Genomic DNA, 26,039 nt, shown 5'->3' on the forward strand with positions numbered 1-26,039 from the left:
CCATACTGCCCGTCCGGACGGGCATCGCGCGTCCTCGGTCCCCAGCCTGTGGACAACTTCCTGCGGAACTTCCACCGGACCCTTCACACGATGTGACGAACGGACCGCGTACCGCCCGTCACCGGGCGCCCGCACGGGCCCTCCGAGGGCCGGCCCGCAGGCGACCCCGCGGCACGGGAACCGTCCGCGGGCCCGTACCTTTGAGGGCGTGTACCGGTTCTTGCTGACCCCCCGCTGGTGGGCGATCAACGTCTTCCTGCTGCTCTCGATCCCCTTCTGCGTGTTCATGGGGTCCTGGCAGCTGGGCCGGTTCGAGGACCGGGTGGACAACCACCGCGAGGCCGAGGCGCAGGTCGCCGAGGCCAAGAAGGACGCGCCCCGGCCGCTGGACGACCTGCTGCCCGTGACCAAGGCCACGTCCGGCAAGCAGGCCACCGCGACCGGCCGGTACGACACGCAGCTCCTGGTCCCCGACCGCGCGCTGGACGACAAGGACGGCTACTACGTCCTGGCCCTGCTGCGCACCGACACCGGCCGCGCCCTGCCCGTCGTACGCGGCTGGCTGCCCGGCGAGCCCGACCCGGCGAAGACGCCCGCGCCGCCCGCCGGCGAGGTCACCGTCACGGGAGCGCTCCAGGCCTCCGAGACCCCCGGCAGCAACGGCGTCAGCGCCCGCAGCGGCCTCCCGGAGGGCCAGACCGCCGCGATCAGCGCGGCCTCCCTGATCAACCTCGTCCCGTACGACGTCTACGACGCCTGGGTCACCCTGAACGACGGCGACTCGGGCATGACCGCGGTCCCCGCGTCCGCGCCCGGCGGCACCGGCCTCGACCTGAAGGCCTTCCAGAACCTCGGCTACACCGCGGAGTGGTTCGCCTTCGTCGGCTTCGCGATCTTCATGTGGTTCCGGCTGTTCCGCCGCGAGGTGGAACTCGCGCGGGACGCGGAGCTGGGGATCCTGCCGGAGGAAGCGGAGGCCGAGACGGCGGAGGCCGCCACGGATTCCACTGCTCCGGCGACTGCGCGGGAGCCGTCCAGCACGTCGGGGGTGTGACCCCTCAAGGCCCTCCGGGCCCTCTGGCCCGTGGACCTCGGGCGGCCTCCCCGGCCCCGTGCACAACTGACCAACTCTTCCGCACGCACGGCACAGTGCGCGGACCGCGGCGCCCGTAGGTTCCCTCAGGGCCGGGCAGCGGGGAGACACCTCCCCACGACCCGCCGGTCCGGAACGGGGAAGGGTGCACATCGGTGAGGCAGAAGTACGGGGCCACGCTCACGGTGACGGTTCTCCTCCTGCTCGCAGGATGCGCCGAGGAGCCGCAGCCGCGACCGTGGGAGGCCGTCGCCGACGCGACGGTACGGGACCTGACCAACGAGGAAGCCGTCGAGATCGAGCGGGTCGAGCAGAAGCTCATCAGGACCTGCATGAAGGACAGCGGGTTCCCCTACTGGGAGTTCCCGGTGATCGGCGTCGACGAGCAGAAGTCCGGCAACTACGTGATCGACTCCGTGCGGTGGGCGCGGACGTACGGGTACGGGCGGGAGTTCGAGGAGCGCGCCGAGAGGATCAGGACCTCCCACCGCACCGTCCGCCACCAGAACGCGCTCCCCAGGGAGGAGCGTGCCCGGTACACCCGCGCCCTCGACGGCGACTACCGGGACCGGATGACGGTCGACCTGCCCGGGCCGCTCGGCACGGTGGAGACCCCGCGCGGCGGATGCACCAACGAGGCACGGGCGAAGCTCTACGGGGACGCCGAGACCTGGTACACCGCGCGCCGCACCGTGGAGAGCGTGCTCCCGCTGTACGCCCAGGACCTCAAGCGGGACCGGCGTTTCACGGACGCGCTGGGCCGGTGGGCCGACTGCATGAACAGCGCGGGGCGGCCCTTCGACAGCCCCGACGACCTGCGGCGGACGAGGGCGGCGGCCGTGGAGGGGATGCCGGACGCCGAGGCCGACGCCTACGACCGGAAGCTCGCCGTCACAGAGGCGACCTGCGCCGTCGAGTCCTCCCTGGGGACGGTGGTCCGTGAGCTGGAGGGCGAGTACCGGGCCAGGACCCTGAAGCCGTACCGCGACCAGTGGGACACCTACCGGAAGATGCGCCTGCACGCCCTGCGGCAGGCCCGCCAGGACTCCCTGTCCTGACCATGAACTCCGGCGGACTCGGATCCGACCGCCGGACGGCACACACATCGCTCACCTGCTGAAGAGGAGATCTGGCATGCGCAAGCGCAAGTTCGGTTCGGCTGCCGCCGTGGCCGCCCTGACCGGCGTCGCGATCCTCGGCCTGGCGCCCAACGCCTCGGCCGAGACCCCGGGGACCTGCTGGGACAACTACGAGAACGCCGTCAGCGGGTACATGTCCGCCTACGACAAGATCAACTGCGACGGCTTCCTGGGAATGGCCAAGGGCAACGACAAGATCTGGGGCGACAACGCCGGCTCCTTCCAGGGCAACGACATCTTCCGCGCCAGCTCTCTCGTCAACAAGGGGACCCGCTCGGAGGTGAAGTTCTTCCTGGGCTCGGGGGCCAACAGCAACTTCCACATCTGCCTCACGCGTGCCGAGGGCTTCGTCCGGGATCTCAGGGACGACTACTGGCTCGGTGACAAGACCTTCGGCTCCGTCAACAACTCCATAGGCTCACACATCTGGGTCGGCAGAACCGCCTGCTCGTTCCTCGCGGTGTGAGTCGTCGCAGCCGTACCTTCTGACCGACGGGCGGGGCCGCTAGCCCTGGGCCAGCAGCCCCGTCCAGTACACCGTCCCCGCGCAGGCGTTGGTGACCGTCGCGGTGGCCGAGCCGGAGCCGGTGGTGGTCGTGTAGGTCACCGTCACGCTGCCCTCGGTGCCGCCGTCCTGGCGGAGGAGCTGTGTCGTCGCGCCGGGGGCGGTGCCCGTGCCCGTGGACGCGCCGGCCGAGTTCGTCGGCTCCTCGGTCGGGGTCGGGTCCGCGGAAGGGCCCCCGGTGCCGCCGCCCGCGGTGTCGCCGGGGACCGGGCAGGTCTCCGAGGGAACCCACGCGAACCGCACCTCGTACGCCCCGCCCGGCTTCAGGGTCACGGTCGCCGCCTCCAGCGACGGGTCCGGCAGGGCGGCCGCCGCGTCACCCGCGACATGCCGGAACGTGCCGATCTTCGCCGCGTCGGCCGCGCCCTGCGGGGTCGCGCTCACGGTGCCCGGGCCGTCGACGACGCACGCCGCGCCGGAGACGTTGGTGACCCGGAAAGAGCCGTAGACCGCGCCGGCCGAGTCGGGGGCGGCGCTGGTCGCGGTGGCGGGGCCGAGCTGTTCGGCCGTGCAGGCGGGGGCGTCCGCCGTGGTGCCGGCCGAGGGGTCACCGCCCTCGGAGGCGCCCGTGCTGGTCCCGGTGCTCGCGCCGCCCTTGTCCCCCTCCTTCGCGGGGTCCTTCCTGTCGCCGCCGACCTCGTCGGAGGCGCCCCCGGCGGTGGTCTCGCCGTTGCCGGCTGACTTGCCCTGGCCGGTGCCTCCCTGGGCCTGCGAGGCGTGGCCGACGGCGGACGGGTTGGCGTCCGAGCCGGAGGTGGTGGAGACGTGGACGACAGCGGGGACGGCCGTGCCGAGGAAGAGCGCGGCCGCCGCCGCGCCGACGAGCGCCTGACGTTTGCGGGCACGGCGGGCGGGGACGGCCCGGCGCAGGTGGTCCAGGGTGCCGTCGCTCGGCTCCACGTTCTGGACGGCCCGGTGCAGCAGGGTGCGCAGGTGCAGTTCGTCCGAGTCGAGCCCGTCGGGGCTCTGTTCGTCCCGGCCGTCGTTCACAGTTCCGTTCCCAGCGTGCTTGTCTGTCGGGTTCTGCCCGTGCGGTGTCACGAGCGCGCGCAGCCGCGCGAGCCCGTCCCCTTCGGGCACGCCCCCGCGGTCCGGACCCCCCACGGGGTCCGGACGGCCTTCCGCGGCATCCGCTTCCGGGTCCAGCTCCGGATCCGTATCCAGCTCCGGGTCCGTTTTCAGCTCCGTGTCCGCTTCCGAGCCCGAGTCCGGGTCCAGTCCCGGATTCCGTTCCGATTCCGGTTCCGGTTCCGGTTCGGTGTCCTCCCCGTCCTCGGCCTGCGGCTCCGCCGCGGAGTCGTCCTCGACCACCGTGCCCGCGGTACGTCCGGATCCGGCCGGATGCCGGTCGCCCTCGGGTCCGCCGTCGCCGTCGCCTTCGGCGGAGTTCTCGCCGGCGTCGGCCGTACGACCGTCCGCGGTCTCCTGACCCTTCGCGGTGTCCACCGCGTCCCCGGAGGAGCCCCGCGAGCCCGCCGGCTCGCGTTCCTCGGGACGCGGTTCCCGCGCGTCCTGGCCGTCGCTCATGCCGACGCCTCCATGGCCACCCGCAGCGCGGCGATGCCGCGTGAGCCGTACGCCTTGACCGAGCCGAGCGAGACGCCGAGCGTCTCGGCGACCTGAGCCTCCGTCATGTCGGCGAAGTAGCGCAGCACCAGCACCTCGCGCTGGCGGCGCTGAAGCCCTTTCATCGCCTTGATGAGGGAGTCGCGTTCGAGCTGGTCGTACGCGCCCTCCTCCGCGCTCGCCATGTCCGGCATGGGCTTCGACAGCAGCTTGAGGCCGAGGATGCGGCGGCGCAGCGCGCTGCGGGACAGGTTCACGACCGTCTGGCGCAGGTAGGCCAGGGTCTTCTCCGGGTCACGGACGCGTTTGCGGGCGGAGTGGACGCGGATGAACGCCTCCTGGACGACGTCCTCGCAGGAGGCGGTGTCGTCGAGGAGCAGCGCGGCGAGGCCCAGCAGCGAGCGGTAGTGCGCGCGGTAGGTCTCGGTGAGGTGGTCGACCGTGGTGCCGGCCGCCACGGTCTCGTCGGCGCCGTCGCGCTGACCGGGAATGCGGGCGGGGCGCGCTGCGGGCATGGGCGCGATCACCGGCATGCCACCGGACGCGCCGGCCACGCGGGGCCGGAGCGTGCCGCGAGGCGGCCGGAACGCGGTGCCACGGGGCGCTGTGAAGTCGAGTACCTCTGCCACGTCAGTTGGACACACTTCCCCCCGGAAGGGTTGTACGTGCCGGGCGTCCCGTCTGCGCCGACCGGTACCGTCCACCGCCCACCCGCGTCGGGCAGCACCACCGACAGCACACCGAATGCCCTCATGCGTCCCGCTCTTCCCCTGTGTTTCATATGAACGGACGTCCCCGCGCCCGGCTCCAGACGTCCCCACGTCTGGGAAGCAGCGTCCCCACGCCCCGGATAAGGGTGACCGCAAAGACGCTCCCCGCCCTCCGCTCGGTTGCGGCTGGCGGGGAGGTGAATCCTCGTCTGCAATCCTCGGCCCAGGAAGTTGCATGTTCAAGTGGCTCGACCGACCGGTCCGGCCCACAAGTCCCTCACAGATCCTACAAATGAATCCTCTGTGATCCAGGACTTTTGTTCTCGGCCCCCGGTTTGTACGTCCCGGGTCAGGCGGCCCTGCGCTCCGCGGCCACCAGCTCGGCGATCTGCGCGGTGTTGAGCGCGGCCCCCTTGCGCAGGTTGTCCCCGCACACGAAGAGCTCCAGCGCCGTGGGGTCGTCCAGGGCCCGGCGCACCCGGCCGACCCAGGTGGGGTCGGTGCCCACGACGTCGGCGGGCGTCGGGAACTCCCCGGCGGCCGGGTTGTCGAAGAGGACGACGCCGGGGGCGGTGGCGAGGATCTCGCGGGCCTTGTCGACGGTGACCTCGCCCTCGAAGCGGGCGTGGACGGTGAGGGAGTGCACGGTGACCACGGGGACGCGGACACAGGTGACGGCGACCGGGAGGGCGGGCAGGCCGAGGATCTTGCGGGACTCGTCCCGCACCTTCATCTCCTCGGACGACCAGCCGTCCTCGCGCAGGGAGCCGGCCCACGGCACGACGTTCAGCGCGACCGGCTCCGGGAAGGGCCCGGTGTTGTCGCCGACGGCCCGCCGTACGTCGCCGGGGTTCGTGCCCAGCTCCGTGCCGGCGACCAGGGAGAGCTGGTCGCGCAGGGTCCGCACGCCGGCCTGACCGGCGCCGCTGACCGCCTGGTACGACGAGACGACCAGCTCGCGCAGGCCGAACTCGGCGTGCAGCGCGCCGAGCGCGACGATCATCGACAGGGTGGTGCAGTTGGGGTTGGCGACGATGCCGAGGGGGCGGCTGCGGACCGCGTGCGGGTTGACCTCGGGGACGACCAGCGGCACGTCCGGGTCCATGCGGAAGGCGCCGGAGTTGTCGACGACGACCGCGCCGCGCGCGGCGGCGACGGGCGCCCACTCGGCGGACACCTCGTCGGGCACGTCGAACATGGCGACGTCGACCCCGTCGAAGGCCTCCTCGCTGAGCGCCACGACCTCGACCTCCTCGCCGCGCACGGCCAGCTTGCGGCCGGCCGAGCGCGGGGAGGCGATGAGTCTGATCTCGCCCCAGACGTCCGCGCGCTGGGACAGGATCTGGAGCATGACCGTGCCGACGGCCCCGGTCGCCCCCACGACCGCCAGCGTCGGCCGCCCGGAGCGTCCGGGTCCTGCGGTGCCGGTCATCAGCGGCCGGTGCCTCCGTAGACCACGGCCTCGTCGCTGTCGGAGTCGAGACCGAAGGCGGTGTGCACGGCGCGCACGGCCTCCGGCACGTCGTCCTTGCGGGTGACGACCGAGATGCGGATCTCGGAGGTCGAGATCAGTTCGATGTTCACACCGGCGTCGCTGAGCGCGGTGAAGAAGTCGGCGGTGACGCCGGGGTTGGTCTTCATACCCGCGCCGACCAGGGAGATCTTGCCGATCTGGTCGTCGTAGCGCAGGGAGTCGAAGCCGATGGCGCCCTTGTTCTTCTCCAGGGCGTCGATGGCCTTGCGGCCCTCGGACTTCGGCAGGGTGAAGGAGATGTCCGTCAGGCCCGTGGACGCGGCGGACACGTTCTGCACGACCATGTCGATGTTGATCTCGGCGTCCGCGATGGTGCGGAAGATCGACGCGGCCTCGCCGGGCTTGTCGGGCACGCCGACGACCGTGATCTTGGCCTCGGAGGTGTCGTGTGCGACACCGGAGATGAGAGCCTGCTCCACCTGCTTGTCCCCTTGCTCGATCGGCTCGCTGCTGACCCACGTGCCCTTGAGTCCGCTGAAGGACGAGCGGACGTGGATCGGGATGTTGTACCGGCGGGCGTACTCCACACAGCGGTGGAGCAGCACCTTGGAACCGGAGGCGGCCAGTTCGAGCATGTCCTCGAACGAGATCCAGTCGATCTTCTTGGCCTTCTTCACCACGCGGGGGTCGGCGGTGAACACACCGTCGACGTCCGTGTAGATCTCGCACACCTCGGCGTCGAGCGCCGCGGCGAGGGCGACGGCGGTGGTGTCGGAGCCGCCGCGGCCGAGCGTGGTGATGTCCTTGGTGTCCTGGCTGACGCCCTGGAACCCGGCGACGATGGCGATGTTGCCCTCGTCCACCGAGGCCTTGATGCGGCCCGGCGTGACATCGATGATGCGGGCTTTGTTGTGGACCGAGTCGGTGATGACACCTGCCTGGCTGCCGGTGAAGCTCTGGGCGTTGTGGCCCAGGTTCTTGATCGCCATGGCCAGCAGGGCCATGGAGATCCGCTCTCCGGCGGTCAGCAGCATGTCGAGCTCGCGGCCGGCAGGGATCGGGGAAACCTGCTCGGCGAGATCGATCAGCTCGTCCGTCGTGTCGCCCATCGCGGAAACCACGGCGACCACCTGGTGGCCGTTCTTCTTGGCTTCCACGATCCTCTTGGCGACGCGCTTGATGCCTTCGGCATCGGCTACGGAGGAGCCTCCGTACTTCTGCACGACAAGGCCCACGTGCGCTCCTCGCTCAGTCCGTCGTTGTCCACAGTCCGCCCACATATGTGTGCGCTGCGGTCCGCTCAGTCTATCGACGTCCGAAAATCCACCCTCCGCGATATCGCATGGTGAGACATCGGACGCTCGCGAGGGGCTCCTGCCCAGACCCACGCCGACCACTCGGAAAAGTGCCCCGCGTCACACGAAGCCCGGTCCTTTTCGGTCGCTTGTACCCCCACGACCGGCGGGTGGTTCAGTACGCAATCACCGGATTCCCGATCGTGTTACGTTCCTGCCGCGTCGAACACACCGGGCCCGACCAGCCAGGTCGACGCGCACAGGCCGCCGTCGCCCGACCGGCGCGGCGGCACGAGGGGCACGTTTCACGGGGGACACGTCCGTGACCGATCCGGGCACCCCACAGGCGCTTCGGCACCTGTGGGCGTCGCCGGCGCTGTTCGTGCTGGGGGCGTTCGTCGCGTTCAACGTCGTCGGAAGCCGGGAGGCGGGGTGGGCCCTGATGGCCGGGGGGCTGTCGGGGCCGGTCGTGGCGCTCGGACGGCAGGCGGTACGGCGGGAACGCCCGGAAACGGCGTTCGTCGTCGTACCGCTGGGCCTGCTGGCGCTGATGACGGTGCTGTTCGGGATCAACGAGGGGTTCCCCGGTACCGGCGCGGGTGGGTCATGATCGGGGTATGACGGGGACGGGTCCGAGGCAGAGGTCGGAGGCGCTGCCCTCAGCGGCGAAGGACAACCGTCCGGCGGAGGTCGCGCGGCTGCTGTCCTCGGGGGTCGGTGTCGACGCGGTCGACCGTGAGGGGCGCTCGGCGCTGGATCTCGCCGTGCAGGAGGGGCACGCGGACGTGGTCCGCCTGCTGCTCGCCGCCGGGGCCGACCCGGTAGGGCGCGCGGGTCCGTACCACGAGCTGACACCGATGACCGAGGCGGCGATGTCCGGCCGCGCGGCGGTGGTCGAGGCCCTGCTCGACGCCGGTGTGCCTACGGGGGCCCAGCGGGTCCGCATTCCGTACGTGCCCCTGGTGCTGGCGGCGACCTGCGGGCACCCGGACGTCGTGGAACTGCTGCTGGACCGCGGGGCCGACATCGAGGACCGGGACTTCAACGGACGGTCGCCTTTGGAGTGGGCCGTCTCGTTCGGGCAGGTCGAAGCGGTGCGGCTGCTGCTCGCACGCGGTGCCGAGCCCACGGAGCGGGCGCTGGCGGACGCGCGCAAGGCCGCGGAGGGGAAACCGGAGCGGGCCGAGGACCGCGCACTGGTTCTCCGGGCCGTGGCGGCCGCCCGGGCCGGAGGCCGGTGAAGGGCGTGAAGAACTGTTGGTGACGGTTACTGGACCGGGCGCATGCCCAGGGGGGTGCCGATCTCTTCGGCCATGACCTTGCCGGCCTCCGCCTCCAGGACCTCGTCGCCCAGGCCCTGGTCGGTGTCCAGGCCGTCGAGTTCGGCGAGGGGCTGGTTCAGGCGGACGTGGGCGACGACCGACTGGAGGGCGCGCAGGGTCGCCGACGCCGTGGAACCCCAGTTGGAGAAGTAGGAGAACTGCCACCACCACAGCGCCTCCGACGTGCGGCCCGCCTTGTAGTGGGCCATGCCGTGGCGCAGGTCGGTGATGACGTCGGTGAGGTCGTCGGAGATGCGGGCCGGGACCGGGGCCTTGCGCGGCTCGTACGGGTCGAAGACCTCGGAGTAGACGTCGATCGGGTCGAGCAGCCGCGCCAGGTTTTCGCGCAGCTCGTCCACGTCCGGCTCGGGCCCCATGTCCGGCTCGTAGCGCTCCTCGGGGACGATGTCCTCGTGGGCGCCCAGCCTGCCGCCGGCCAGGAGCAGCTGGGAGACCTCCAGGAGGAGGAAGGGCACCGCCGAGTCCGGCTCGTCGCCCTTCGCGACCTCCGTGACGGCCACCAGGAAGCTCTCGATCTGATCGGCGATCTGGACCGCGAAGTCGTCCGGGTTCCGGTCGGTCGCGTGCAGCGTGGCGTCAGACATCTAGGAGTCGTCTCCCCTCGAAGGCGCGGCCGAGCGTGACCTCGTCCGCGTATTCCAGGTCGCCGCCCACCGGGAGGCCGCTGGCCAGGCGGGTGACCTTCAGGCCCATGGGCTTGATCATGCGGGCGAGGTACGTGGCCGTGGCCTCGCCTTCGAGATTGGGGTCCGTGGCGAGGATCAGCTCGGTGACCGTGCCGTCCGCCAGCCGGGCCAGCAGCTCCCTTATGCGCAGATCGTCGGGGCCCACCCCGTCGATCGGGCTGATCGCGCCGCCCAGCACGTGGTAGCGGCCGCGGAACTCACGCGTGCGCTCGATCGCGACGACGTCCTTCGGCTCCTCCACGACGCAGATGACCGCGGGGTCGCGCCGGGTGTCGCGGCAGATGTTGCACCGCTCCTCCTGCGCGACGTTCCCACACACCGCGCAGAAGCGGACCTTCGCCTTGACCTCCATCAGCGCCTGCGCCAGACGCCGTACGTCCGTCGGTTCCGCCTGCAGGATGTGGAAGGCGATCCGCTGCGCGCTCTTGGGACCGACGCCGGGAAGCCGCCCCAGCTCGTCGATGAGGTCCTGGACCACGCCTTCGTACAACGGACTGCCGTCCTTCCTGATGTTCCTTCACTACGTACGGTAGAGGGCCGCGGCCCCGCTTAGAAGCCCTGGAGGACCGGGAAGCCCCGGCCGGCCGCCCCTCGTCAGAAGGGGAGGCCGGGGATGCCGCCCCCGCCGAGGCCCTGGGCCAGCGGGCCGAGCTTCTGCTGCTGCAGCGTCTGCGCGTTCTCGTTCGCCGCCTGGACCGCCGCGACGACCAGGTCCGCGAGGGTGTCGGTGTCCTCCGGGTCCACTGCCTTCGGGTCGATCTTCAGCGCCCGCAGCTCGCCGGAGCCGGTGACGGTGGCCTTGACCAGACCGCCGCCCGCCTGGCCCTCGACCTCCGTGCGCGCCAGCTCCTCCTGGGCCTTGGCCAGGTCCTGCTGCATCTTCTGGGCCTGCTGGAGCAGCTGCTGCATGTTGGGCTGGCCACCACCGGGGATCACGATTCGCTCCTAGGTCGGTACGTCGGGTCGGTCTGTCGGTCCGGGTGCGAGGTCACACCCTCGGCACGAGCCTACGTGCTCGGGACGGCCGTTGCCCCGGCACTCTTTCGGGTGAGTCCGTTCCGGGGCCCTATACCCGACGACCGCCTTCTTCCGGGCGTAAAAGCCCGCGAACCCCCGACGCGCCCACCCGTTGGGCGGTAGGAAGGGCCCGGCGCGCGAGCACCACGCGTGACCGGCCGACCACGCGCGGTGCGTACGCGCGGGGCCGGCGCGGGTCGGTTCAGGAGGGGAGATACCGGGTGGGTCAGCCGGAGATGCAGCCCGAGGGTCGGCCTCACGACGGGCGGGGCGAAGGCGTGGCGGGTCTGCGTCCGGGCGACCCCGTCGGCCGGGCGTTCCCGCTCGGGGACTGGGGGGAGCCGGCCGCGCGGCTGGACGAGCTGTACCGGTGGGTGGAGCGCGGGGCCCTGGACACCGCCGCGTGGTACCTCGAGGACCGGATGTGGAAGCGACGGTGCTCGTGGGCGCTGCGGGCCGGTACGGCGGTCGGGGCGCTGGCCGGGGCCGCGTTGCCGCTGCTGGATCTGACCGGGGCGGCGGACGGTGTCACGCCGTGGGGGTACCTGGCGCTGCTGGTCGCCGTGGCGTGTGTGGCGGCCGATCGCTTCTTCGGGATGACGTCCGGGTGGATGCGGGACGTGGCGACCGCGCAGGCCGTGCAGCGGCGGCTTCAGGCGTTCCAGTTCGACTGGGCGTCGGAGTGCGTGCGGGAGGTGCTGGGGCCTGCGGAGGGGACGGCGAGTGAGGCCACGGAGCGGTGCCTGACGGTGCTGCGGCGCTTCACCGAGGACGTGACGGAGCTGGTCCGGGTGGAGACGGCGGACTGGATGATGGAGTTCCGGACCGGGGTGCCGTTGGGGGTGCGGTCCGCGTTGGCCGGCGGGGGGCGGGCTGAGGCGGCGCTGCCCGTCGGGCGGTTCGCTGCCGCGCCGAACGGGGCCCGGCCGAACATGCCTCGGCAGCGGCCGCCGGAGGCGCGGTGAGGTTCGCCGGGGGCGCGTCTTGGTGTGCGGTGCGCTGATGTGCGCGGATGTTGGTACGCGGGGGCGTTTCCGTACGCGGGCGGGTATTCGGGCCGGTGTGCGGTAGCTCGCGCGGGGCGTTGATACGCGCTGGTGTGGGCGGGCGGGCGTCTGCGCGGCCCGGCGCTTGCGGGGTGCCGTCGCGCCCACCCGTGCCGCCCCGCGGCACGACTGCCCGCGGGCTGCGGGGCGCCGCGGTAGCCGTCAGTCGCGGGTGTACGTCAGTTGTTCGCCTGTGCCGGTGCTCTCGCGGCGGAGGGTGCCGTCCGGGAGCAAGGTGATCTCGCTGGCGGAGCCGGGGGTGCAGGCGGAGCGGGGGGTGCCGACAGTGACCGTGGAGGGGCCGATCAGGAGGCGGCCGTCGGAGGTGCCGGTGAGGCGGGCCTCGAAGACGCAGTGGTAGGTGCCATTGCCGGTGGGGCCGTCGGCCACCAAGGACATCACCGTGTCGCCGACCTCGCCCTGCTGCACGGTGAGGCGGCGGCTGTGGGAGCCGCTGTCGTTGTCGATGGTGGTCGACCAGCGGCCCAGGAACTCCTCCGGGACCGTCCTGCCCGCGGGCGCGCTGCTGCTCGGTGGGCGCGTCTCCGCGGGCGGCACGTCGTCGGTGCCGGCCGCGTCGCCGGTGCCCTGCGGTGCGCTGCTCGGCGCGGCGGGCGTCGACGGGTCGCCGCCCGCGCGGTCGTCGTCCCGGGCGCCGCTCATCAGCGCGTACACGCTGCCGCCCGCGGCGAGCGCCACCACCAGCGCGATCACCACGAGCAGCGCGGTGGAGCGGCTGTCGCGGCGCGGTTCCTGCGGGGGCGGAACGTACGGCGGGGCCCCGTAGGGCGGCGGGCCGTAGGGCGGCGTCGCGCCCGCGCCGTGGCCGCCGTACGGGTATCCGTACGCGGGCGGCTGCGGGTGCTGCTGTGGCCGGCCGTAGGCGCCTCCGCCGTACGCGCCGTCCGGCGCCGGTCCCGGTCCCGGCGGTGGGGGCGGGTCGCCGCCCTGGCCGACCACGACGGTGGGCAGGTGGTTCACGCCGGGCCGACCCGGCGGGGGCGGGGCAGCGCCGTCGTCGGCGGCCCGCGCGTGCTCGGCGGGCGCGTCGCCGCCGGGCTCCCCGGAGTGCGCCGGCGCCTGAGGGTCCTCCGCGTCGAGGAGCCTTACGGCGTGCCGGCCGAGCTGGGCGACCAGCGCGCTGGGCAGCCACGGGTCGCGGGAGCGGCCGTCGGCGACCGTGTCCTCCGCGCCGGTGGCGGCCAGCACCTCGTCGAGCGTGGGCCGGGCCGCCGGGTCCTTGCGCAGGCACGCCCGCACCAGGTCGGCGAGTCCTTCGGGCACCTGCGTCAGGTCGGGTTCCTCCTGCGCGATGCGGAACATCAGCGCGTGCACCCCGCTGTTGGCGGTGCCGAACGGCAGCGCGCCGGTCGCCGCGTAGGCGAGCACGGAGCCGAGGCAGAACACGTCGCAGGCGGGCGTGATGCGGTCGCCGCGCACCTGCTCGGGCGCCATGAAGCCGGGCGAGCCGACGAGCGCGCCGGTGCGGGTGAGCCCGCCGTCGGTGACCGTCTCCAGCGCGCGGGCGATGCCGAAGTCGATGACGCGCGGCCCGTCGATGGTGACGAGGACGTTGGACGGCTTGAGGTCGCGGTGGATGATCCCGGCCGCGTGGATGTCCTTCAGGGCGTACGCGAGCCCGGCGCCGAGGATGCGCACCGACCGCTCGGGCAGCGCCCCGTGGTCGTGGCCCACCACCTGCTGGAGGCTCGGCCCGGCGACGTACCCGGTCGCCACCCACGGCACGGCCGCCTCGGTGTCGGCGTCCAGCACGGGCGCGGTCCAGTCGCCGCCGACCTGCCGGGCGGCCCGCACCTCCTGGCGGAAGCGGGCGCGGAACTCCTCCTGACGGGCGAGCTCCTCGCGGACCAGTTTCACGGCCACGGTGCGCCCCCGGTCGGAGCGGGCGAGGTAGACCTGGCCCATGCCGCCGGCGCCCAGCCGTGCGAGCAGCCGGTAGCCCCCGATCGTCTGCGGATCCCCGATGTCGAGCTGGTCCATCGCTGCGCCGCCTTCCCCCCGCAGTGAGCAACGGGTCGAGGATAGTGGCGGGCCGGTACCGGCCGGGCCGGGCGACGTCTACGGTTCCGTAACAGGCGGGCCGAGACCGTCGAGCACCGTGGACAGGCGTTCCAGCGCCCGCACCGCCTCTGCGAGCCCGTCCTCCCCGTGGGCCTCCCGGTACGCCGTCGCGAGCCGTGCGGCGAAGGCCGCGTGGCCGGGGTCGACACGGCGGACGGCCGCGTGTCCCTCCTCGGTCGGGGCGAGGAGTTTGGCCCGGCGGTGGGCGGGGTTGGGCCGGTATTCGGCGAGCCCCTGCTCCACCAGCAGGTCGGCGACGCGCTGCACGCTCTGCCGGGTGATGCCCATGGCGCGGGCGATCCCGGACACCGGCAGCGGCTCCCGCAGCACCGCGCCCAGCACCTGCCACCGTGCGGCGGTGATACCGGCGGGCCGGGCCAGCTCCTCCGCGACCGCGAGGAACTGGCCGTTGAGCTTGAACGCGCCGAGCGCGGCCCGGCTGAGCAGGTCCTGCTCCTCCCGGCTCACCGGCTCGCCGCCTCCGCCCACTCCGTGTACGCGGCCGGGTCGGAGTGGTGGAACAGCCGGTACCAGGCGTCGACCGCCTTGTCGTCGTAGGCGCCGAGCAGGCGGAGGACCTCGCGGGCGAAGGCGACGGGTTCGGTCGGGCCTGCGGTGACGAGCGGGCCGTCGGTGACGGCGTCGGCCTCCACGTACCGCCCGGCGCCCGCGTATCCGGTCGCCGCGAGGTAGGGGGCGGCGGCGCTGGTGTGGGCACGGTCGTCGAGCAGGCCCTCACGGGCGAGGCCGGCGGTGGCGCCGCAGATCGCGGCGACCGGCACGCCCGCGTCGAGGAAGGCGCGGGCGGCGCGCGCGACGGGGGCGAGGTCGTCACCCTCGTCCCATGCGGTGGCGCCGGGGAGGATCAGCAGGGAGCTGCCCTCGGGCCGCAGCTCCTCCAGCGCGAGGCCGGGGCAGGCGCGGAGACCGCCCATGCTGGTGACGGGCCGGCCGCCGGGGGTCGCGGTGCGGACCTCGAAACCCGCGAGGGCGAGGTGCGCGGTGACGTGACCGGTCTCCCAGTCGGCCCAGGTGTCGTAGAGGGCGAGATGCACGGGCTTGCGGGTCATGACCGCTCCCTGGGATCGATTTCCTCTGCCGAGCTATGACAGCAGCCTGTCATGATGACAGCAAGCTGGCAACGTCTCGGTGGCCGTCACCCGCCTCTCCTCCCCGCCTCTCCCCTTGTCGACAACCTGTCGCGGAAACCCCCGCACCGCAGACACCCCGCCGATGTCGCTCGTCCACCGCCGCCGCCTACCCTCGGGCGCATGACCCCTCAGCCGAACCCCGAGGCCGGCGCCGCCGTCAAGGCCGCCGACCGTGCGCATGTGTTCCACTCCTGGTCCGCGCAGGAGCTCATCGACCCGCTCGCCGTCGCCGGGGCGGAGGGGTCGTACTTCTGGGACTACGACGGCCGCCGCTACCTGGACTTCACCAGCGGCCTCGTCTACACGAACATCGGCTACCAGCACCCCAAGGTCGTCTCCGCGATCCAGGAGCAGGCGGCGCGGATGACGACGTTCGCGCCCGCGTTCGCCGTCGAGGCGCGCTCGGAGGCGGCCCGGCTGATCGCCGAGCGCACCCCCGGCGATCTGGACAAGATCTTCTTCACCAACGGCGGCGCCGACGCCGTGGAGCACGCCCTGCGCATGGCCCGGCTGCACACCGGCCGGCCCAAGGTGCTCTCCGCGTACCGCTCGTACCACGGCGGCACCCAGCAGGCGGTGAACGTCACCGGCGACCCGCGCCGCTGGGCGTCCGACAGCGCCACCGCCGGGGTCGTGCACTTCTGGGCGCCGTTCCTGTACCGCTCGCGCTTCTACGCCGAGACCGAGGAGCAGGAGTGCGCGCGGGCGCTGGAGCACCTGGAGACGACGATCGCCTTCGAGGGGCCCTCGACGATCGCCGCGGTCATCCTGGAGACCATCCCGGGCACGGCCGGCATCATGCCGCCCCCGCCCGGCTACCTCGCGGGCGTCCGCGAGCTGTGCGACAAGTACGGCATCGTGCTGGTGCTGGACGAGGTGATGGCCGGGTTCGGCCGCACCGGCACGTGGTTCGCGGCCGACCTGTACGACGTCGTGCCGGACCTGATGACCTTCGCCAAGGGCGTGAACTCCGGATACGTCCCGCTGGGCGGCGTCGCCATCTCCGCGGAGATCGCGGCCACCTTCGCCACCCGCCCCTACCCGGGCGGCCTGACCTACTCCGGGCACCCGCTGGCCTGCGCCGCCGCCGTCGCGACCATCAACGTGATGGAGGAGGAGGGCCTCGTCGGGAACGCGGCCTCCCTCGGCGCGTCCGTCGTCGGCCCGGGCCTGCGGGAGCTGGCCGAGCGTCACCCGAGCGTGGGCGAGGTGCGCGGCACCGGCATGTTCTGGGCTCTGGAGCTGGTGCGTGACCGGGAGACCCGGGAGCCGCTCGTGCCGTACAACGCGTCCGGCGAGGCGAACGCCCCGATGGCCGCGTTCGCCGCCGCCGCGAAGAAGGCCGGCCTGTGGCCCTTCGTGAACATGAACCGCACCCACGTCGTGCCCCCGCTCAACACGAGTGAGGCCGAGCTGAAGGAGGGCCTGGCAGCCCTGGACGCGGCCCTGGCGGTGGCCGACGAACACGTGAGGTGACCGGCTGGGTCACCGGCCTTCCAGCGGGCGCGAGGGGTCTCCCCCTCGCGCCCGTTCGAACATCCGGCGCCGGCGTCGAAGCGCGTAAGGTGGCGTTCCCGTGGACTTCTGCGAGCACGCCACTCGAACGCGATGAGGGAGACGCCCCGACCATGCCCCGCCTCGGCAACGTCGCCGTGACCCGCAGCACCCTGCGGCAGCAGATCGCCGACGCGCTCCGTGACGAGGTGCTGGCCGGGCGGCTGCAGCCGGGGCAGGAGTTCACCGTCAAGGAGATCGCCGACCAGTACGGGGTGTCCGCGACGCCCGTGCGGGAGGCGCTGGTCGACCTGTCGGCGCAGGGACTGCTGGACGCCGACCAGCACCGGGGCTTCCGGGTGCACGAGTACTCCGCCGACGACTTCCGCGGCATGATCGAGGCGCGCAGCCTGGTCACCGAGGCCATGTTCCACGCGCTCACCCACGGCGGCGCACCCCACCTGCGGCCCGACGAGCCGCGCCTTGCGGCGCTCCTCGCGGGGGTGCGGCGGCGCGGCGAGGAGGCCCGGCGCGCGGCCCTGGCCGGCGAGGTCACCGTGCTGATCGGCTACGACCTGCGCTTCTGGCGGGAGCTGGCGTCCGCGTTCGGCAATCCGTACCTCACCGACTTCCTGCACCGGCTGCGGGTGCAGATGTGGGTGTACGTGGTGCAGCACCTGCGACAGCTGCCGGATCCGCGGGGCCGGCTCTGGGCACGTCACACCGAGCTGGTGGACGCCCTGGCCGAGAGCGACACGGCCGCCGCGCGCGCCATCCTCGACGCGTACACCGCGTACTCCCTGTCCCTCGTCGAGGGCCTGACGGCCGACACGACGGGTAAGGGACCTGTACGACGGCCCGCACAGAAGGATCCGTCCGCCCGGGACGCCGATACGCTTCCCTGACCCCTGTCCCGAACCGTCTTCCCGGACCCGGACGTCCCACCCGACGACCGCGCGATGCGAGGAGTCCTCTTTTGGCCTGTGACCTGTGGCTGGTACCGCTCGTCGACGTGTTGTGCCACACGCCCGACAACCCCTTCGCCGAGGAACTCGCGCAGTACAACACGGTGCTGGCCGACGCGGGGCTGCCGCCGGTGCCGGTGTACCAGTACATGCCCGGACTGACCGGCGACGTCGCCCCGGTCGCCGGGTTCGACTACGACGCCCTGCACTTCCTGCGGCGCGTGTACCTCCTCCAGGTCTGCGGTCTGCCGGTCACCCCGGTGGACGAACTGGGCGGTGACTACGAGCAGTTGCTGGAGATGTTCGAGGCGACGGCCCAGCAGTCGCACCTGGTGTGGCACTACGACCACGCGGGCGCGTACGTGCCCGTGGACTTCCCGAGCCCGCTGTCCAGCGACGAACTCCTCGCCGGAGGCGGTCCGTTGGGCTCCTCTCACGCGCTGCTGCGCGAACTGGAACTGGTCGCCCCGTCGATCGGCATCGACCCGGCGAACCCGCCGGCCGCTCCCGAGCCCCCGCAGGCGCCCACCGAGCTGGAGGAGCCGGCGGTCCCCGCGCCCTACGACCCGAGCCCGTTCGCCCGTGAGCGGCACGTGTGGCTCGGTCTGCACGCGGCGGCCACCCGGAGTCTCGCGCAGGGCTCGATGATCGTCTTCAGCTGAGCGTCACCGCAGCTCGGAGAGCCCCTTCCGCAGGTCCTCGGCGTTCATCACCGGGGTCATCTCGACCTCCGCGTCGAAGTGCGCGAAGAACGGTTCGCCGGTGGGCGGGATCTGTGAGCTGTCCTCGAGGTCGAGGACCAGCAGGCAGGTCCGCCGGCCGCCGAGCGGGCCGAAGTAGGCGGCCTCGGGGCGGAGCCGCTCCATGGTCTCCTGCATCAGCTCGGGCATCTTCCCGCTGCGGATGACCTCGTTCGCCTTCTCCGTGTCCAGCGTCGCCTTGAGCATCACGCGCATCGCACTCACCCTCTTCCACGCCGATGCACGCGGGTACAGCGTCAGGCTATGCCCGTGCACCGGCGCCCGCACGGGGCGCCGGTGCACGCGGCGACAGGCTTGGAGACTCACGGTCCGCGGGCCTTCAGACTCACGGACCTGCGGGCCCGCGGACCTTCAGGCCTGTAGGCCTACAGGAACGAGTTGATCTCGATCGTCTCGGTACGGCCCGGGCCCACGCCGATCGCGGAGATCGGGGCACCGGACATCTCCTCCAGGGCCTTCACGTACGCCTGGGCGTTCTTCGGCAGGTCGGAGAAGGACTTCGCCTTGCTGATGTCCTCGTTCCAGCCGGGCAGCATCTCGTAGACCGGCTTCGCGTGGTGGAAGTCGGTCTGCGAGTAGGGCAGTTCCTCGACGCGCTTCCCGTCGATCTCGTACGCCACGCAGACCGGGATCTGCTCCCAGCCGGTGAGGACGTCGAGCTTGGTGAGGAAGAAGTCGGTCAGGCCGTTGACCCGGGTCGCGTAGCGGGCGATCACCGCGTCGAACCAGCCGCAGCGGCGGTCACGGCCGGTGGTGACGCCCCGCTCGCCGCCGATGCGGCGCAGCGCCTCGCCGTCCTCGTCGAACAGCTCCGTCGGGAACGGTCCGGCGCCGACACGGGTGGTGTACGCCTTGAGGATGCCGATGACCCGGCTGATCTTCGTCGGGCCCACGCCGGCGCCGGTGCAGGCGCCGCCCGCGGTCGGGTTCGACGAGGTGACGAAGGGGTACGTGCCGTGGTCGATGTCGAGCAGGGTGCCCTGGCCGCCCTCGAAGAGGACCACCTTGTCCTGCTCCAGCGCCTCGTTCAGCACCAGCACGGTGTCGGCGACGTAAGGCGCCAGCTTGTCCGCGTAGTCCAGCAGCTCCTCGACCACCTGGCCGACGGCGATCGCGCGCCGGTTGTAGAGCTTGGTGAGCATCTGGTTCTTGACGTCGAGCGCCGCTTCGACCTTCTGGGTGAGGATCGACTCGTCGTAGAGGTCCTGCACCCGGATGCCGACGCGGTTGATCTTGTCGGCGTAGGTCGGTCCGATGCCGCGGCCGGTGGTGCCGATCTTCCGCTTGCCGAGGAAACGCTCGGTCACCTTGTCCACCGTCACGTTGTACGGCGTGATGATGTGCGCGTTACCGCTGAGCAGGAGCTTGGACGTGTCGACGCCGCGCTCGTTCAGACCGCTCAGCTCGGAGAGCAGGACCGACGGGTCGACGACGACGCCGTTTCCGATGACCGGCGTGCAGCCGGGGGACAGGATCCCGGAAGGGAGCAGGTGAAGGGCGTACTTCTGATCGCCCACGACCACCGTGTGGCCGGCATTGTTGCCGCCCTGGTAGCGCACCACATAGTCGACGGAACCACCGAGAAGGTCCGTCGCCTTTCCCTTGCCTTCGTCACCCCACTGAGCACCGAGCAGCACAAGTGCGGGCACGCGCGTACACCCCTTCCGGGCGGGGCATGTCCAAGGTCAGGGGCGCACACGGAGGATCTCCGCCGCGTGCACCGCGACCACCGTTGGCCGCCAACCGTCGGACCGGATGCCCCGGAATAGACGAAGCCCCTGGCGCAATAGCGCAAAGGGGCTCTTGCACAAAGATGCTACCCGAGGAAGCGAGGCATGGCCGAGGTGGCGACTTCCGGGACTTCTTCCGCGACGTCCGAACAGCTTCTGGTGGTCATCGATCCGGTCGCCCGGCGGGCGGACGGCGAGTCGGTCCGGATCGCGCGGGACGTGCTCCGCGCGGGTGCGGCGGGAGCGAAGGTGTGCCTGCCGGACGGCCCCGAGGAATTCGCCCGGGCGCTCGCCCGGCGCGGCTCACGGCGTCCGGTGGTGGTGGGCGACGACCGGGCGCTGGTGCGCGCGGTGGAGCTGCTGCACCGGCAGCGCGAGCTGGCCGGGTGCGCGCTGTCCCTGGTGCCGGTGGGCGGCTCGGTGTCGCTCGCCCGGGCGCTGGGCGTGCCGTCCGGGGCGGTGGCCGCCGCGCGGGCCGTGCTGGACGGGGCGGAGCGGCGGATGGACCTGCTGGTCGACGACAGCGACGGGGTGGTGCTGGGCGCGCTGCTGATCCCTCCGCTGGGCTCCCCGTCCCCCGAGCGTGACTCCGCCGACGGGGTGGCCCACCCCTGGCTGCGGACCTGCCGTTCCCTGGTGCGCACGCTGGCGCCCGCCCGGCCGCCCGCCGCGCCGGTTTCGGGGCCGACGCGGCTGCGGGTGGAGGTGGACGGGGAGACGCTCGTCGACCTGCACCAGTCGGTGGAGGCGGTCTCGGTCGTCCCCGGCGCCTCGGGCACGGCCCACGTCGAGGTCCGCCCGGCCTCGGTCGGCGCGGAGGCGTCCCCCCTGTCGGCGGAGGCCCGCACGATCACGGTCTCCGGCGCCCACTTCCGCTACCGCGCCGACGCGGCGGTCTCCGGCCCCGTCCGCACCCGCACGTGGGAGGTCCGGGAGGGCGCGTGGGGGCTGACGGTCCCGGCGCGTTAGGCGTCCGGGCCGTCCCCGCCGAACAGTTCCTCCCGCCGTGCGCGCCAGCGGGCCATCATCGCCTCGAGCTCCTTCTCCACGAACTCGAGGAAGGCCAGGGTCTCGGACAGGCGGCGGCCCGCCGGGGTCTTTGCGCCGACGCTCGCGACGCCTTCGCGCAGTGCGCCCTCCCAGCGCCTGATGACGGCCTCGCGGCTGGTGAGGGCCTGGTACCACTGGTCCTCGTGGACCCGGTAGCGCTCGCGGCGGGAGCCCGGTTCGCGCTCGCGGGAGACCAAGTGCTGGCGTCCCAGGTAGCGGACCGCGCCGGAGACGGCGGCCGGCGAGATCCGGAGCTCCTCGCTCAGTGCGGCGGAGGTCAGCACGCCGTCGTCGGAGGCGAGCAGCGCGGAGAAGACGCGGGCGGGCATACGCGGGAGTCCGGCCTCCACCAGCTGCGCCGCGAAGTGCTCCACGAACTTCGAGACGGCTTCCGGGTCACGGTCCGCCCCGCCCTGCTCCGCCATCTCCCAGCCTTTCCCCAGCTCGACGAGGTGCGGATCAGTGTAGCCACGTTCATTCAGTTTTCTTCCTTCACAAATCTCTGAAAGAAGCGTACGTTCCGGGACCATGACGAAGGCCATCTCCGTGTCCGGGCTGCGCAAGTCGTTCGGCCGGACCCATGCACTGGACGGGCTCGACCTGAACGTCGGGACCGGCGAGGTCCACGGCTTCCTCGGCCCCAACGGCGCCGGCAAGTCGACCACCATCCGCGTGCTGCTCGGTCTGCTGCGCGCCGACTCCGGAACGGCCGAGGTGCTGGGGCAGGATCCGTGGCGCGACGCCGTGGCGCTGCACCGCCGCATCGCCTACGTCCCCGGTGACGTGGAGCTGTGGCCGGGGCTGACCGGCGGCGAGGCCATCGATCTGCTGGCCCGGCTGCGCGGCGGGCTCGACGAGCGGCGCCGCGCCGAACTCGTCGAGCGGTTCGACCTCGACCCGACGAAGAAGGGCCGCGCCTACTCCAAGGGAAACCGGCAGAAGGTCGCCATCGTCGCCGCGCTCGCCTCCGACGCCGAGCTGCTGCTGCTCGACGAGCCGACCGCGGGGCTCGACCCGCTGATGGAGGTCGTCTTCCAGGACGTCATCACCGAGGCCAAGGCGGCCGGACGGACCGTGCTGCTCTCCAGCCACATCCTGGCCCAGGTGGAGAAGCTCGCCGACCGGGTGAGCATCGTCCGCCAGGGCCGGACCGTCCAGACCGGCACCCTCGGCGAGCTGCGCCATCTGACCCGCACCACCGTCGAGGCGGAGACCGAACGGCCCGCCGCGGACCTCGCCCGCCTGCCCGGCGTCCACGACCTGCGGACCGTCGACGAGGCCACCGGCCGGATCCGCTTCACCGTCGACGGCGCCCAGGTCGGCGCCGCCGTCCGCGCGCTCACCGACCTCGGCGTCCGCAGCCTGGTCAGCCACCCGCCCACCCTGGAGGAGCTGATGCTGCGCCACTACGGCGACGAGCTGGCCGCCAACGGGCACCGCACGCAGGAGCAGGCCGACCGGAACACGCACGGGGCGCAGCGATGAGCTCAACGACCGCCGCCCCGGAGACCCTGCGGCCCGCCGCACCGCCCGCGGCCGCCGGCAACGCCCTTGCCGGGACCCGTACGCTGATCCGCTTCGCCCTGCGCCGGGACCGGATCCGGCTCCCGGCGTGGGTCCTCGCGCTGGCCCTGGCCACGCTGGCCACGGCGAACAGCCTCGGCACGCTGTACGCGGACCCCGAGGACCGGGCGAAGGCCGTGGCGGGCGTGGACACCCCGGCCGGCCTGGCCATGTCCGGCCCCCGTCACTACCTCGTCGACGACGGTCTCGGCTCGATCCTGTCGCACCAGATGCTCGGCTTCATGGCCGTCCTCGTGGGCCTGATGAGCGTCCTGACCGTCACCCGGCACACCCGTGCGGAGGAGGAGACGGGCCGCGCCGAGCTGGTGCGCTCGGCGGTCGTCGGCCGCCATGCGCACCTCGCTGCCGCCCTGTCCGTCGCCGCGCTGGCGAACATCGTCCTCGCCCTGCTGCTGGCCCTCGGCCTGACCGGCCTGGGCCTTGAAGGCGTCGACGCACGGGGCTCGCTGGTCTACGGCTCCGCCCACGCGGCCGCCGGTCTCGTCTTCGCCGCCGTCGCCGCGGTCACCGTCCAGGTCACCGCGCACACCCGCGGCGCGTCCGGCCTGGCGCTCGCCGTGATCGGCGGGGCCTACGTACTGCGCGCCGCCGGCGACAGCGGTGGGAGCGACGCGCTGTCCTGGCTCTCGCCGGTCGGCTGGGCGCAGCGCAGCTACCCGTACGTCGACGACCGCTGGTGGCCGCTGGCGCTGTGCCTGGTGTGCGCGGCGGCCTGTGCCGCGGCCGGGTTCGCGTTGTCCGTCCGGCGGGACGTCGGCGCGGCCCTGCGCCCGGGGAGGCCGGGCCGGGCCCGCGCCTCGGCCGCGCTCACCGGCCCCGTCGGTCTGGCGCTGCGCCTGCACCGGGGCACGCTCGCCGGGTTCTGCGCCGGCATGTTCCTCATGGGCGCGATGTACGGGTCGATCCTCGGGGACGCCGAGGACATGCTGGGCGGACTCGACGAGATCGAGGAGGCGCTGGAGCGCATCGGCGGCTCGGGCGTCGTCGAGTCCTTCGCCTCGATGGTGATGGTCGTGCTCGCGGTGGTGGCGGCGGTGCACGTCGTCATGGCGGCCCTGCGGCCCCGCGCCGAGGAGAGCGCGGGCCGGGCCGAACCCCTGTTGGCCACCGCTCTGTCACGCTCCCGCTGGGCCGGTGGGCATCTGGCCGTGGCGCTCGTCGGCGGCACGGCCGTGCTCGCGTCGGCCGGGCTCGGTTTCGGCCTGGCCGGCGCCGCCTCGACCGGTGATCCCGGCCTCGTGCCGGAGCTGCTGGGCGCGGCCCTGGCGTACGCGCCCGCCCTGTGGGTCACGGCCGGTGTGGCCGCGGTGCTGTACGGCTGGTTCCCGCGGGCGGTGCGGGCCGCCTGGATCGTGCCGGTGTACGCCTTCGTCGTCGGCTACCTCGGCGAGATCCTCCGCTTCCCGGCGTGGACGCAGAACCTCTCCCCGTTCGGCCATGTCCCGCGACTGCCCGCCGACGACCTGTCCTGGACCCCGCTCGCTCTGCTGACCTGCGTGGCGGCGGGCCTGGTAGGGCTGGGGCTCGCGGGGTTCCGCCGCCGGGACCTCGACCTGAAGTGACCGTCCGGCCCGCGGGTCACACCTCGACCTCCAGCCCTTCCAGCCCCCGGATCACGAAGTTCGGCTTGCGGACCGGGTCCGACGACAGGCGGAGGGTGGGGGCGCGTTCCAGGAGGGCTGTCATCGAGGCGGCCAGTTCGATGCGGGCCAGGGGGGCGCCGATGCAGTAGTGGATTCCGGCGCTGAAGGAGATGTGCGGGTTGTCGCGGCGGGTGAGGTCCAGGCGGGACGGGTCGGCGAAGACGGCCGGGTCGTGGTTGGCGGAGCCGAACAGCATCGCGATCTCCGCGCCGCGCGGGATCACCTGGCCGTCGATCTCGATCTCGTCCAGCACCCAGCGTTCGAAGAGCTGGAGCGGGGTGTCGTAGCGCATCAGCTCCTCGACGGCGGTGGGGACGAGGGAGTGGTCGGCGCGCAGGGCGGCGAGCTGCTCGGGGTGGCGGAAGAGCGCCCACCAGCCGTTGACCGTGGAGTTCACGGTCGCCTCGTGGCCCGCGTTGAGCAGCAGGACGCAGGTGGAGATCATCTCCTGCTCGGTGAGCCGGTCGCCCTCGTCGTGGGCGGCGATCAGGCCGGAGATCAGGTCGTCACCCGGGCTCTTGCGGCGCTCGGCGATCAGGTCGCGCAGGTAGTCGGAGAACTCGACCGACGCACGGACCGCCTTCGCCGCCGCCTCCTCCGACGGGTTCAGCTCGTACATGCCGCAGATGTCCGCCGACCAGGGCCGCAGCGGCGCGCGGTCGGACTCCGGGATGCCCAGCATCTCCGCGATCACCGCGACCGGCAGCGGCTCGGCGACGTCCCGCAGCAGGTCGCCGCCGCCCGCCTCGACGAGCCCCGCCACCAGCTCGTCCGCGAGCGTGCGCACGTAAGGCCGCAGGCGCTCGACCGTGCGCGGGGTGAACGCCTTCGACACCAGGCGGCGGATGCGGGTGTGGTCCGGCGGTTCGAGGTCGAGCATGCCGTGGTCGTTGAGCGTGTGGAACGGCTCGTGCTCCGGCGGGGGCGGGGTGCGGCCGAACTCCTCGTGGCTGAACCGGTGCAGGTAGGTGCGTCCCAGGCGCCGGTCGCGCAGCAGCGCCGAGACGTCCGCGTGGTGGGCGACAAGCCACTGGCCGGTCGGCTCGAAGTACCGCACCCGGCCCCGCTCCCGCAGCTCGGCGTAGGCGGGGTACGGGTCGGCGACGAACGCGGGGTCCCACGGGTCGAATGCGAGGTCGGAAGGAGCTGCCATGGACGGACGGTAGACCGCCGCCCCGCCCTCTGACCAGGGGTGCCGGGTGGTCCGTCAGGCGGCGCCGAAGTCGGGGAGGGTGACCGTGCCGTCCTCGGCGAGCGGGAGACCGGGGTTGTGGGCGACCTCCCAGGCGTGGCCGTCGGGGTCGGTGAAGGCGCCCGAGTAGAAGCCGATCTCGTTGAACACGGCCCGTTTGGTGACCGTGCCCCCGGCCAGGTCGGCCGCCGCGAGCAGCTCGTCGACCTCGGCGTCGGAGCGGACGTTGTGCGCGAGGACGATGCCGCCGAACCCACCCGGCGTGCCGGGGGCGAGGCCGGAGTCCCGGGCCAGCTTCTCCCGGCTCCACAGCACCAGTCCGAGCCCGCCCGCCTGGAAGAACACCGTTTCCTGGACCTCCTGGCCGCGCCAGCCCAGGGCCTCGTAGAAGGCCTTCGAGCGGGCGAGGCCGGTGACCCCCAGCGTGATCAGGGTGATGCGCTGTTCCATGCG

General features: G+C 72.6%; 27 protein-coding genes. 12 read left to right on the forward strand and 15 right to left on the reverse strand.

Translation table 11 applies throughout. The annotated features are described in order from the left end of the window. Window positions 1-208: 208 nt before the first annotated feature. The 3 genes from ACF1AG_RS12590 to ACF1AG_RS12600 all read left to right on the forward strand — a co-directional run bounded on the left by ACF1AG_RS12590 (window position 209) and on the right by ACF1AG_RS12600 (window position 2,698). Window positions 209-1,054 (forward strand): SURF1 family protein, encoded by an 846-nt coding sequence (locus tag ACF1AG_RS12590; RefSeq protein WP_359600185.1) that lies wholly within the window; start codon window positions 209-211, stop codon window positions 1,052-1,054. 194 nt (window positions 1,055-1,248) lie between these two features. Next, entirely contained in the window at window positions 1,249-2,151 is a 903-nt protein-coding gene (locus tag ACF1AG_RS12595; protein ID WP_359600186.1) for a hypothetical protein, read from the forward strand. A gap of 76 nt (window positions 2,152-2,227) precedes the next feature. After that, window positions 2,228-2,698, forward strand: coding sequence for a hypothetical protein (locus tag ACF1AG_RS12600; RefSeq protein WP_391809720.1), 471 nt, complete (start codon window positions 2,228-2,230; stop codon window positions 2,696-2,698). 39 nt (window positions 2,699-2,737) lie between these two features. On the opposite strand, the gene ACF1AG_RS12605 is transcribed toward ACF1AG_RS12600, so the two are convergent. The 4 genes from ACF1AG_RS12605 to ACF1AG_RS12620 form a co-directional block, all read right to left on the reverse strand. After that, window positions 2,738-4,324, reverse strand: a complete 1,587-nt coding sequence (locus tag ACF1AG_RS12605; protein WP_391809721.1) for a hypothetical protein — start codon at window positions 4,322-4,324, stop codon at window positions 2,738-2,740. After that, window positions 4,321-4,896, reverse strand: coding sequence for a SigE family RNA polymerase sigma factor (locus tag ACF1AG_RS12610; protein ID WP_359600254.1), 576 nt, complete (start codon window positions 4,894-4,896; stop codon window positions 4,321-4,323). The genes ACF1AG_RS12605 and ACF1AG_RS12610 overlap by 4 nt, the downstream gene beginning before the upstream one ends. 526 nt (window positions 4,897-5,422) lie before the next feature. Then, entirely contained in the window at window positions 5,423-6,505 is a 1,083-nt protein-coding gene (locus tag ACF1AG_RS12615) for an aspartate-semialdehyde dehydrogenase (protein ID WP_359600191.1), read from the reverse strand. Beyond that, entirely contained in the window at window positions 6,505-7,782 is a 1,278-nt protein-coding gene (locus ACF1AG_RS12620) for an aspartate kinase (protein WP_359600192.1), read from the reverse strand. The genes ACF1AG_RS12615 and ACF1AG_RS12620 overlap by 1 nt, the downstream gene beginning before the upstream one ends. Before the next feature lie 382 nt (window positions 7,783-8,164). Between ACF1AG_RS12620 and ACF1AG_RS12625 the strand changes: the two genes are divergently transcribed. Both ACF1AG_RS12625 and ACF1AG_RS12630 read left to right on the forward strand, forming a co-directional pair. Next, window positions 8,165-8,452 (forward strand): hypothetical protein, encoded by a 288-nt coding sequence (locus ACF1AG_RS12625; RefSeq protein ID WP_359600194.1) that lies wholly within the window; start codon window positions 8,165-8,167, stop codon window positions 8,450-8,452. A gap of 7 nt (window positions 8,453-8,459) precedes the next feature. Continuing rightward, entirely contained in the window at window positions 8,460-9,083 is a 624-nt protein-coding gene (locus ACF1AG_RS12630) for an ankyrin repeat domain-containing protein (protein WP_359600196.1), read from the forward strand. A 26-nt stretch (window positions 9,084-9,109) separates the two neighbouring features. Here ACF1AG_RS12630 and ACF1AG_RS12635 read toward each other — a convergent pair whose 3' ends face one another. The 3 genes from ACF1AG_RS12635 to ACF1AG_RS12645 all read right to left on the reverse strand — a co-directional run bounded on the left by ACF1AG_RS12635 (window position 9,110) and on the right by ACF1AG_RS12645 (window position 10,807). Then, window positions 9,110-9,769, reverse strand: a complete 660-nt coding sequence (locus ACF1AG_RS12635) for a DUF5063 domain-containing protein (protein ID WP_102641706.1) — start codon at window positions 9,767-9,769, stop codon at window positions 9,110-9,112. Further along, the gene (gene recR / locus ACF1AG_RS12640) at window positions 9,762-10,361 is read right to left on the reverse strand and encodes a recombination mediator RecR (RefSeq protein WP_033274839.1); all 600 of its coding nucleotides are present in this window, start codon (window positions 10,359-10,361) and stop codon (window positions 9,762-9,764) included. Before recR ends, ACF1AG_RS12635 begins: the two co-directional genes overlap by 8 nt. A gap of 104 nt (window positions 10,362-10,465) precedes the next feature. Then, window positions 10,466-10,807: a YbaB/EbfC family nucleoid-associated protein gene (locus ACF1AG_RS12645; protein ID WP_359600198.1), complete on the reverse strand. Its 342-nt coding sequence runs from the start codon at window positions 10,805-10,807 to the stop codon at window positions 10,466-10,468. Window positions 10,808-11,109: 302 nt separating this feature from the next. Between ACF1AG_RS12645 and ACF1AG_RS12650 the strand changes: the two genes are divergently transcribed. Beyond that, complete coding sequence (locus tag ACF1AG_RS12650) at window positions 11,110-11,853, forward strand: SLATT domain-containing protein (protein WP_359600200.1); 744 nt, start codon at window positions 11,110-11,112, stop codon at window positions 11,851-11,853. Window positions 11,854-12,096: 243 nt separating this feature from the next. On the opposite strand, the gene ACF1AG_RS12655 is transcribed toward ACF1AG_RS12650, so the two are convergent. From ACF1AG_RS12655 to ACF1AG_RS12665, 3 genes are all read right to left on the reverse strand, one after another. Further along, complete coding sequence (locus ACF1AG_RS12655) at window positions 12,097-13,935, reverse strand: serine/threonine-protein kinase (protein ID WP_359600202.1); 1,839 nt, start codon at window positions 13,933-13,935, stop codon at window positions 12,097-12,099. Window positions 13,936-14,013: 78 nt separating this feature from the next. Then, window positions 14,014-14,484: a MarR family winged helix-turn-helix transcriptional regulator gene (locus ACF1AG_RS12660; protein WP_387795862.1), complete on the reverse strand. Its 471-nt coding sequence runs from the start codon at window positions 14,482-14,484 to the stop codon at window positions 14,014-14,016. Then, a complete protein-coding gene (locus tag ACF1AG_RS12665; RefSeq protein ID WP_359745711.1) occupies window positions 14,481-15,086 on the reverse strand; it encodes a DJ-1/PfpI family protein in 606 nt (201 codons plus the stop codon). Before ACF1AG_RS12665 ends, ACF1AG_RS12660 begins: the two co-directional genes overlap by 4 nt. Window positions 15,087-15,287: 201 nt before the next feature. On the opposite strand from ACF1AG_RS12665, the gene ACF1AG_RS12670 reads away from it, so the two are divergent. The 3 genes from ACF1AG_RS12670 (at window position 15,288) to ACF1AG_RS12680 (ending at window position 18,288) form a co-directional block, all read left to right on the forward strand. Further along, window positions 15,288-16,643 (forward strand): aspartate aminotransferase family protein, encoded by a 1,356-nt coding sequence (locus ACF1AG_RS12670; RefSeq protein WP_359600206.1) that lies wholly within the window; start codon window positions 15,288-15,290, stop codon window positions 16,641-16,643. Between the two features lie 152 nt (window positions 16,644-16,795). After that, window positions 16,796-17,566 carry a GntR family transcriptional regulator gene (locus ACF1AG_RS12675; RefSeq protein ID WP_391809722.1) on the forward strand — a complete coding sequence of 257 codons (771 nt, stop codon included), beginning with the start codon at window positions 16,796-16,798 and terminating at the stop codon, window positions 17,564-17,566. Between the two features lie 71 nt (window positions 17,567-17,637). Next, the gene (locus ACF1AG_RS12680) at window positions 17,638-18,288 is read left to right on the forward strand and encodes a hypothetical protein (protein WP_190004674.1); all 651 of its coding nucleotides are present in this window, start codon (window positions 17,638-17,640) and stop codon (window positions 18,286-18,288) included. 3 nt (window positions 18,289-18,291) lie between these two features. Here the strand turns inward: ACF1AG_RS12680 and ACF1AG_RS12685 are convergent, their stop codons facing one another. Further along, complete coding sequence (locus tag ACF1AG_RS12685; RefSeq protein WP_359600210.1) at window positions 18,292-18,582, reverse strand: hypothetical protein; 291 nt, start codon at window positions 18,580-18,582, stop codon at window positions 18,292-18,294. A 170-nt stretch (window positions 18,583-18,752) separates the two neighbouring features. After that, entirely contained in the window at window positions 18,753-20,036 is a 1,284-nt protein-coding gene (locus tag ACF1AG_RS12690) for an adenylosuccinate synthase (protein ID WP_359600212.1), read from the reverse strand. 186 nt (window positions 20,037-20,222) lie between these two features. On the opposite strand from ACF1AG_RS12690, the gene ACF1AG_RS12695 reads away from it, so the two are divergent. After that, window positions 20,223-21,086, forward strand: a complete 864-nt coding sequence (locus tag ACF1AG_RS12695; protein WP_359600213.1) for a diacylglycerol kinase — start codon at window positions 20,223-20,225, stop codon at window positions 21,084-21,086. Here ACF1AG_RS12695 and ACF1AG_RS12700 read toward each other — a convergent pair. Continuing rightward, window positions 21,083-21,592 carry a MarR family transcriptional regulator gene (locus ACF1AG_RS12700; RefSeq protein WP_359600215.1) on the reverse strand — a complete coding sequence of 170 codons (510 nt, stop codon included), beginning with the start codon at window positions 21,590-21,592 and terminating at the stop codon, window positions 21,083-21,085. The two genes, ACF1AG_RS12695 and ACF1AG_RS12700, sit on opposite strands and share 4 nt — an antisense overlap. A gap of 103 nt (window positions 21,593-21,695) precedes the next feature. Between ACF1AG_RS12700 and ACF1AG_RS12705 the strand changes: the two genes are divergently transcribed. Further along, window positions 21,696-22,652 carry an ATP-binding cassette domain-containing protein gene (locus ACF1AG_RS12705; protein WP_391809723.1) on the forward strand — a complete coding sequence of 319 codons (957 nt, stop codon included), beginning with the start codon at window positions 21,696-21,698 and terminating at the stop codon, window positions 22,650-22,652. Continuing rightward, window positions 22,649-24,313, forward strand: coding sequence for an ABC transporter permease (locus ACF1AG_RS12710; RefSeq protein ID WP_391809724.1), 1,665 nt, complete (start codon window positions 22,649-22,651; stop codon window positions 24,311-24,313). Before ACF1AG_RS12705 ends, ACF1AG_RS12710 begins: the two co-directional genes overlap by 4 nt. A gap of 16 nt (window positions 24,314-24,329) precedes the next feature. Here the strand turns inward: ACF1AG_RS12710 and ACF1AG_RS12715 are convergent, their stop codons facing one another. Then, window positions 24,330-25,547, reverse strand: coding sequence for a cytochrome P450 (locus ACF1AG_RS12715; RefSeq protein ID WP_359600220.1), 1,218 nt, complete (start codon window positions 25,545-25,547; stop codon window positions 24,330-24,332). A gap of 54 nt (window positions 25,548-25,601) precedes the next feature. After that, window positions 25,602-26,036, reverse strand: coding sequence for a VOC family protein (locus tag ACF1AG_RS12720; RefSeq protein WP_359600221.1), 435 nt, complete (start codon window positions 26,034-26,036; stop codon window positions 25,602-25,604). Window positions 26,037-26,039: the final 3 nt, after the last annotated feature.

It is taken from the genome of Streptomyces sp. NPDC014764, assembly GCF_043082785.1.
Classification (GTDB): domain Bacteria; phylum Actinomycetota; class Actinomycetes; order Streptomycetales; family Streptomycetaceae; genus Streptomyces; species Streptomyces althioticus.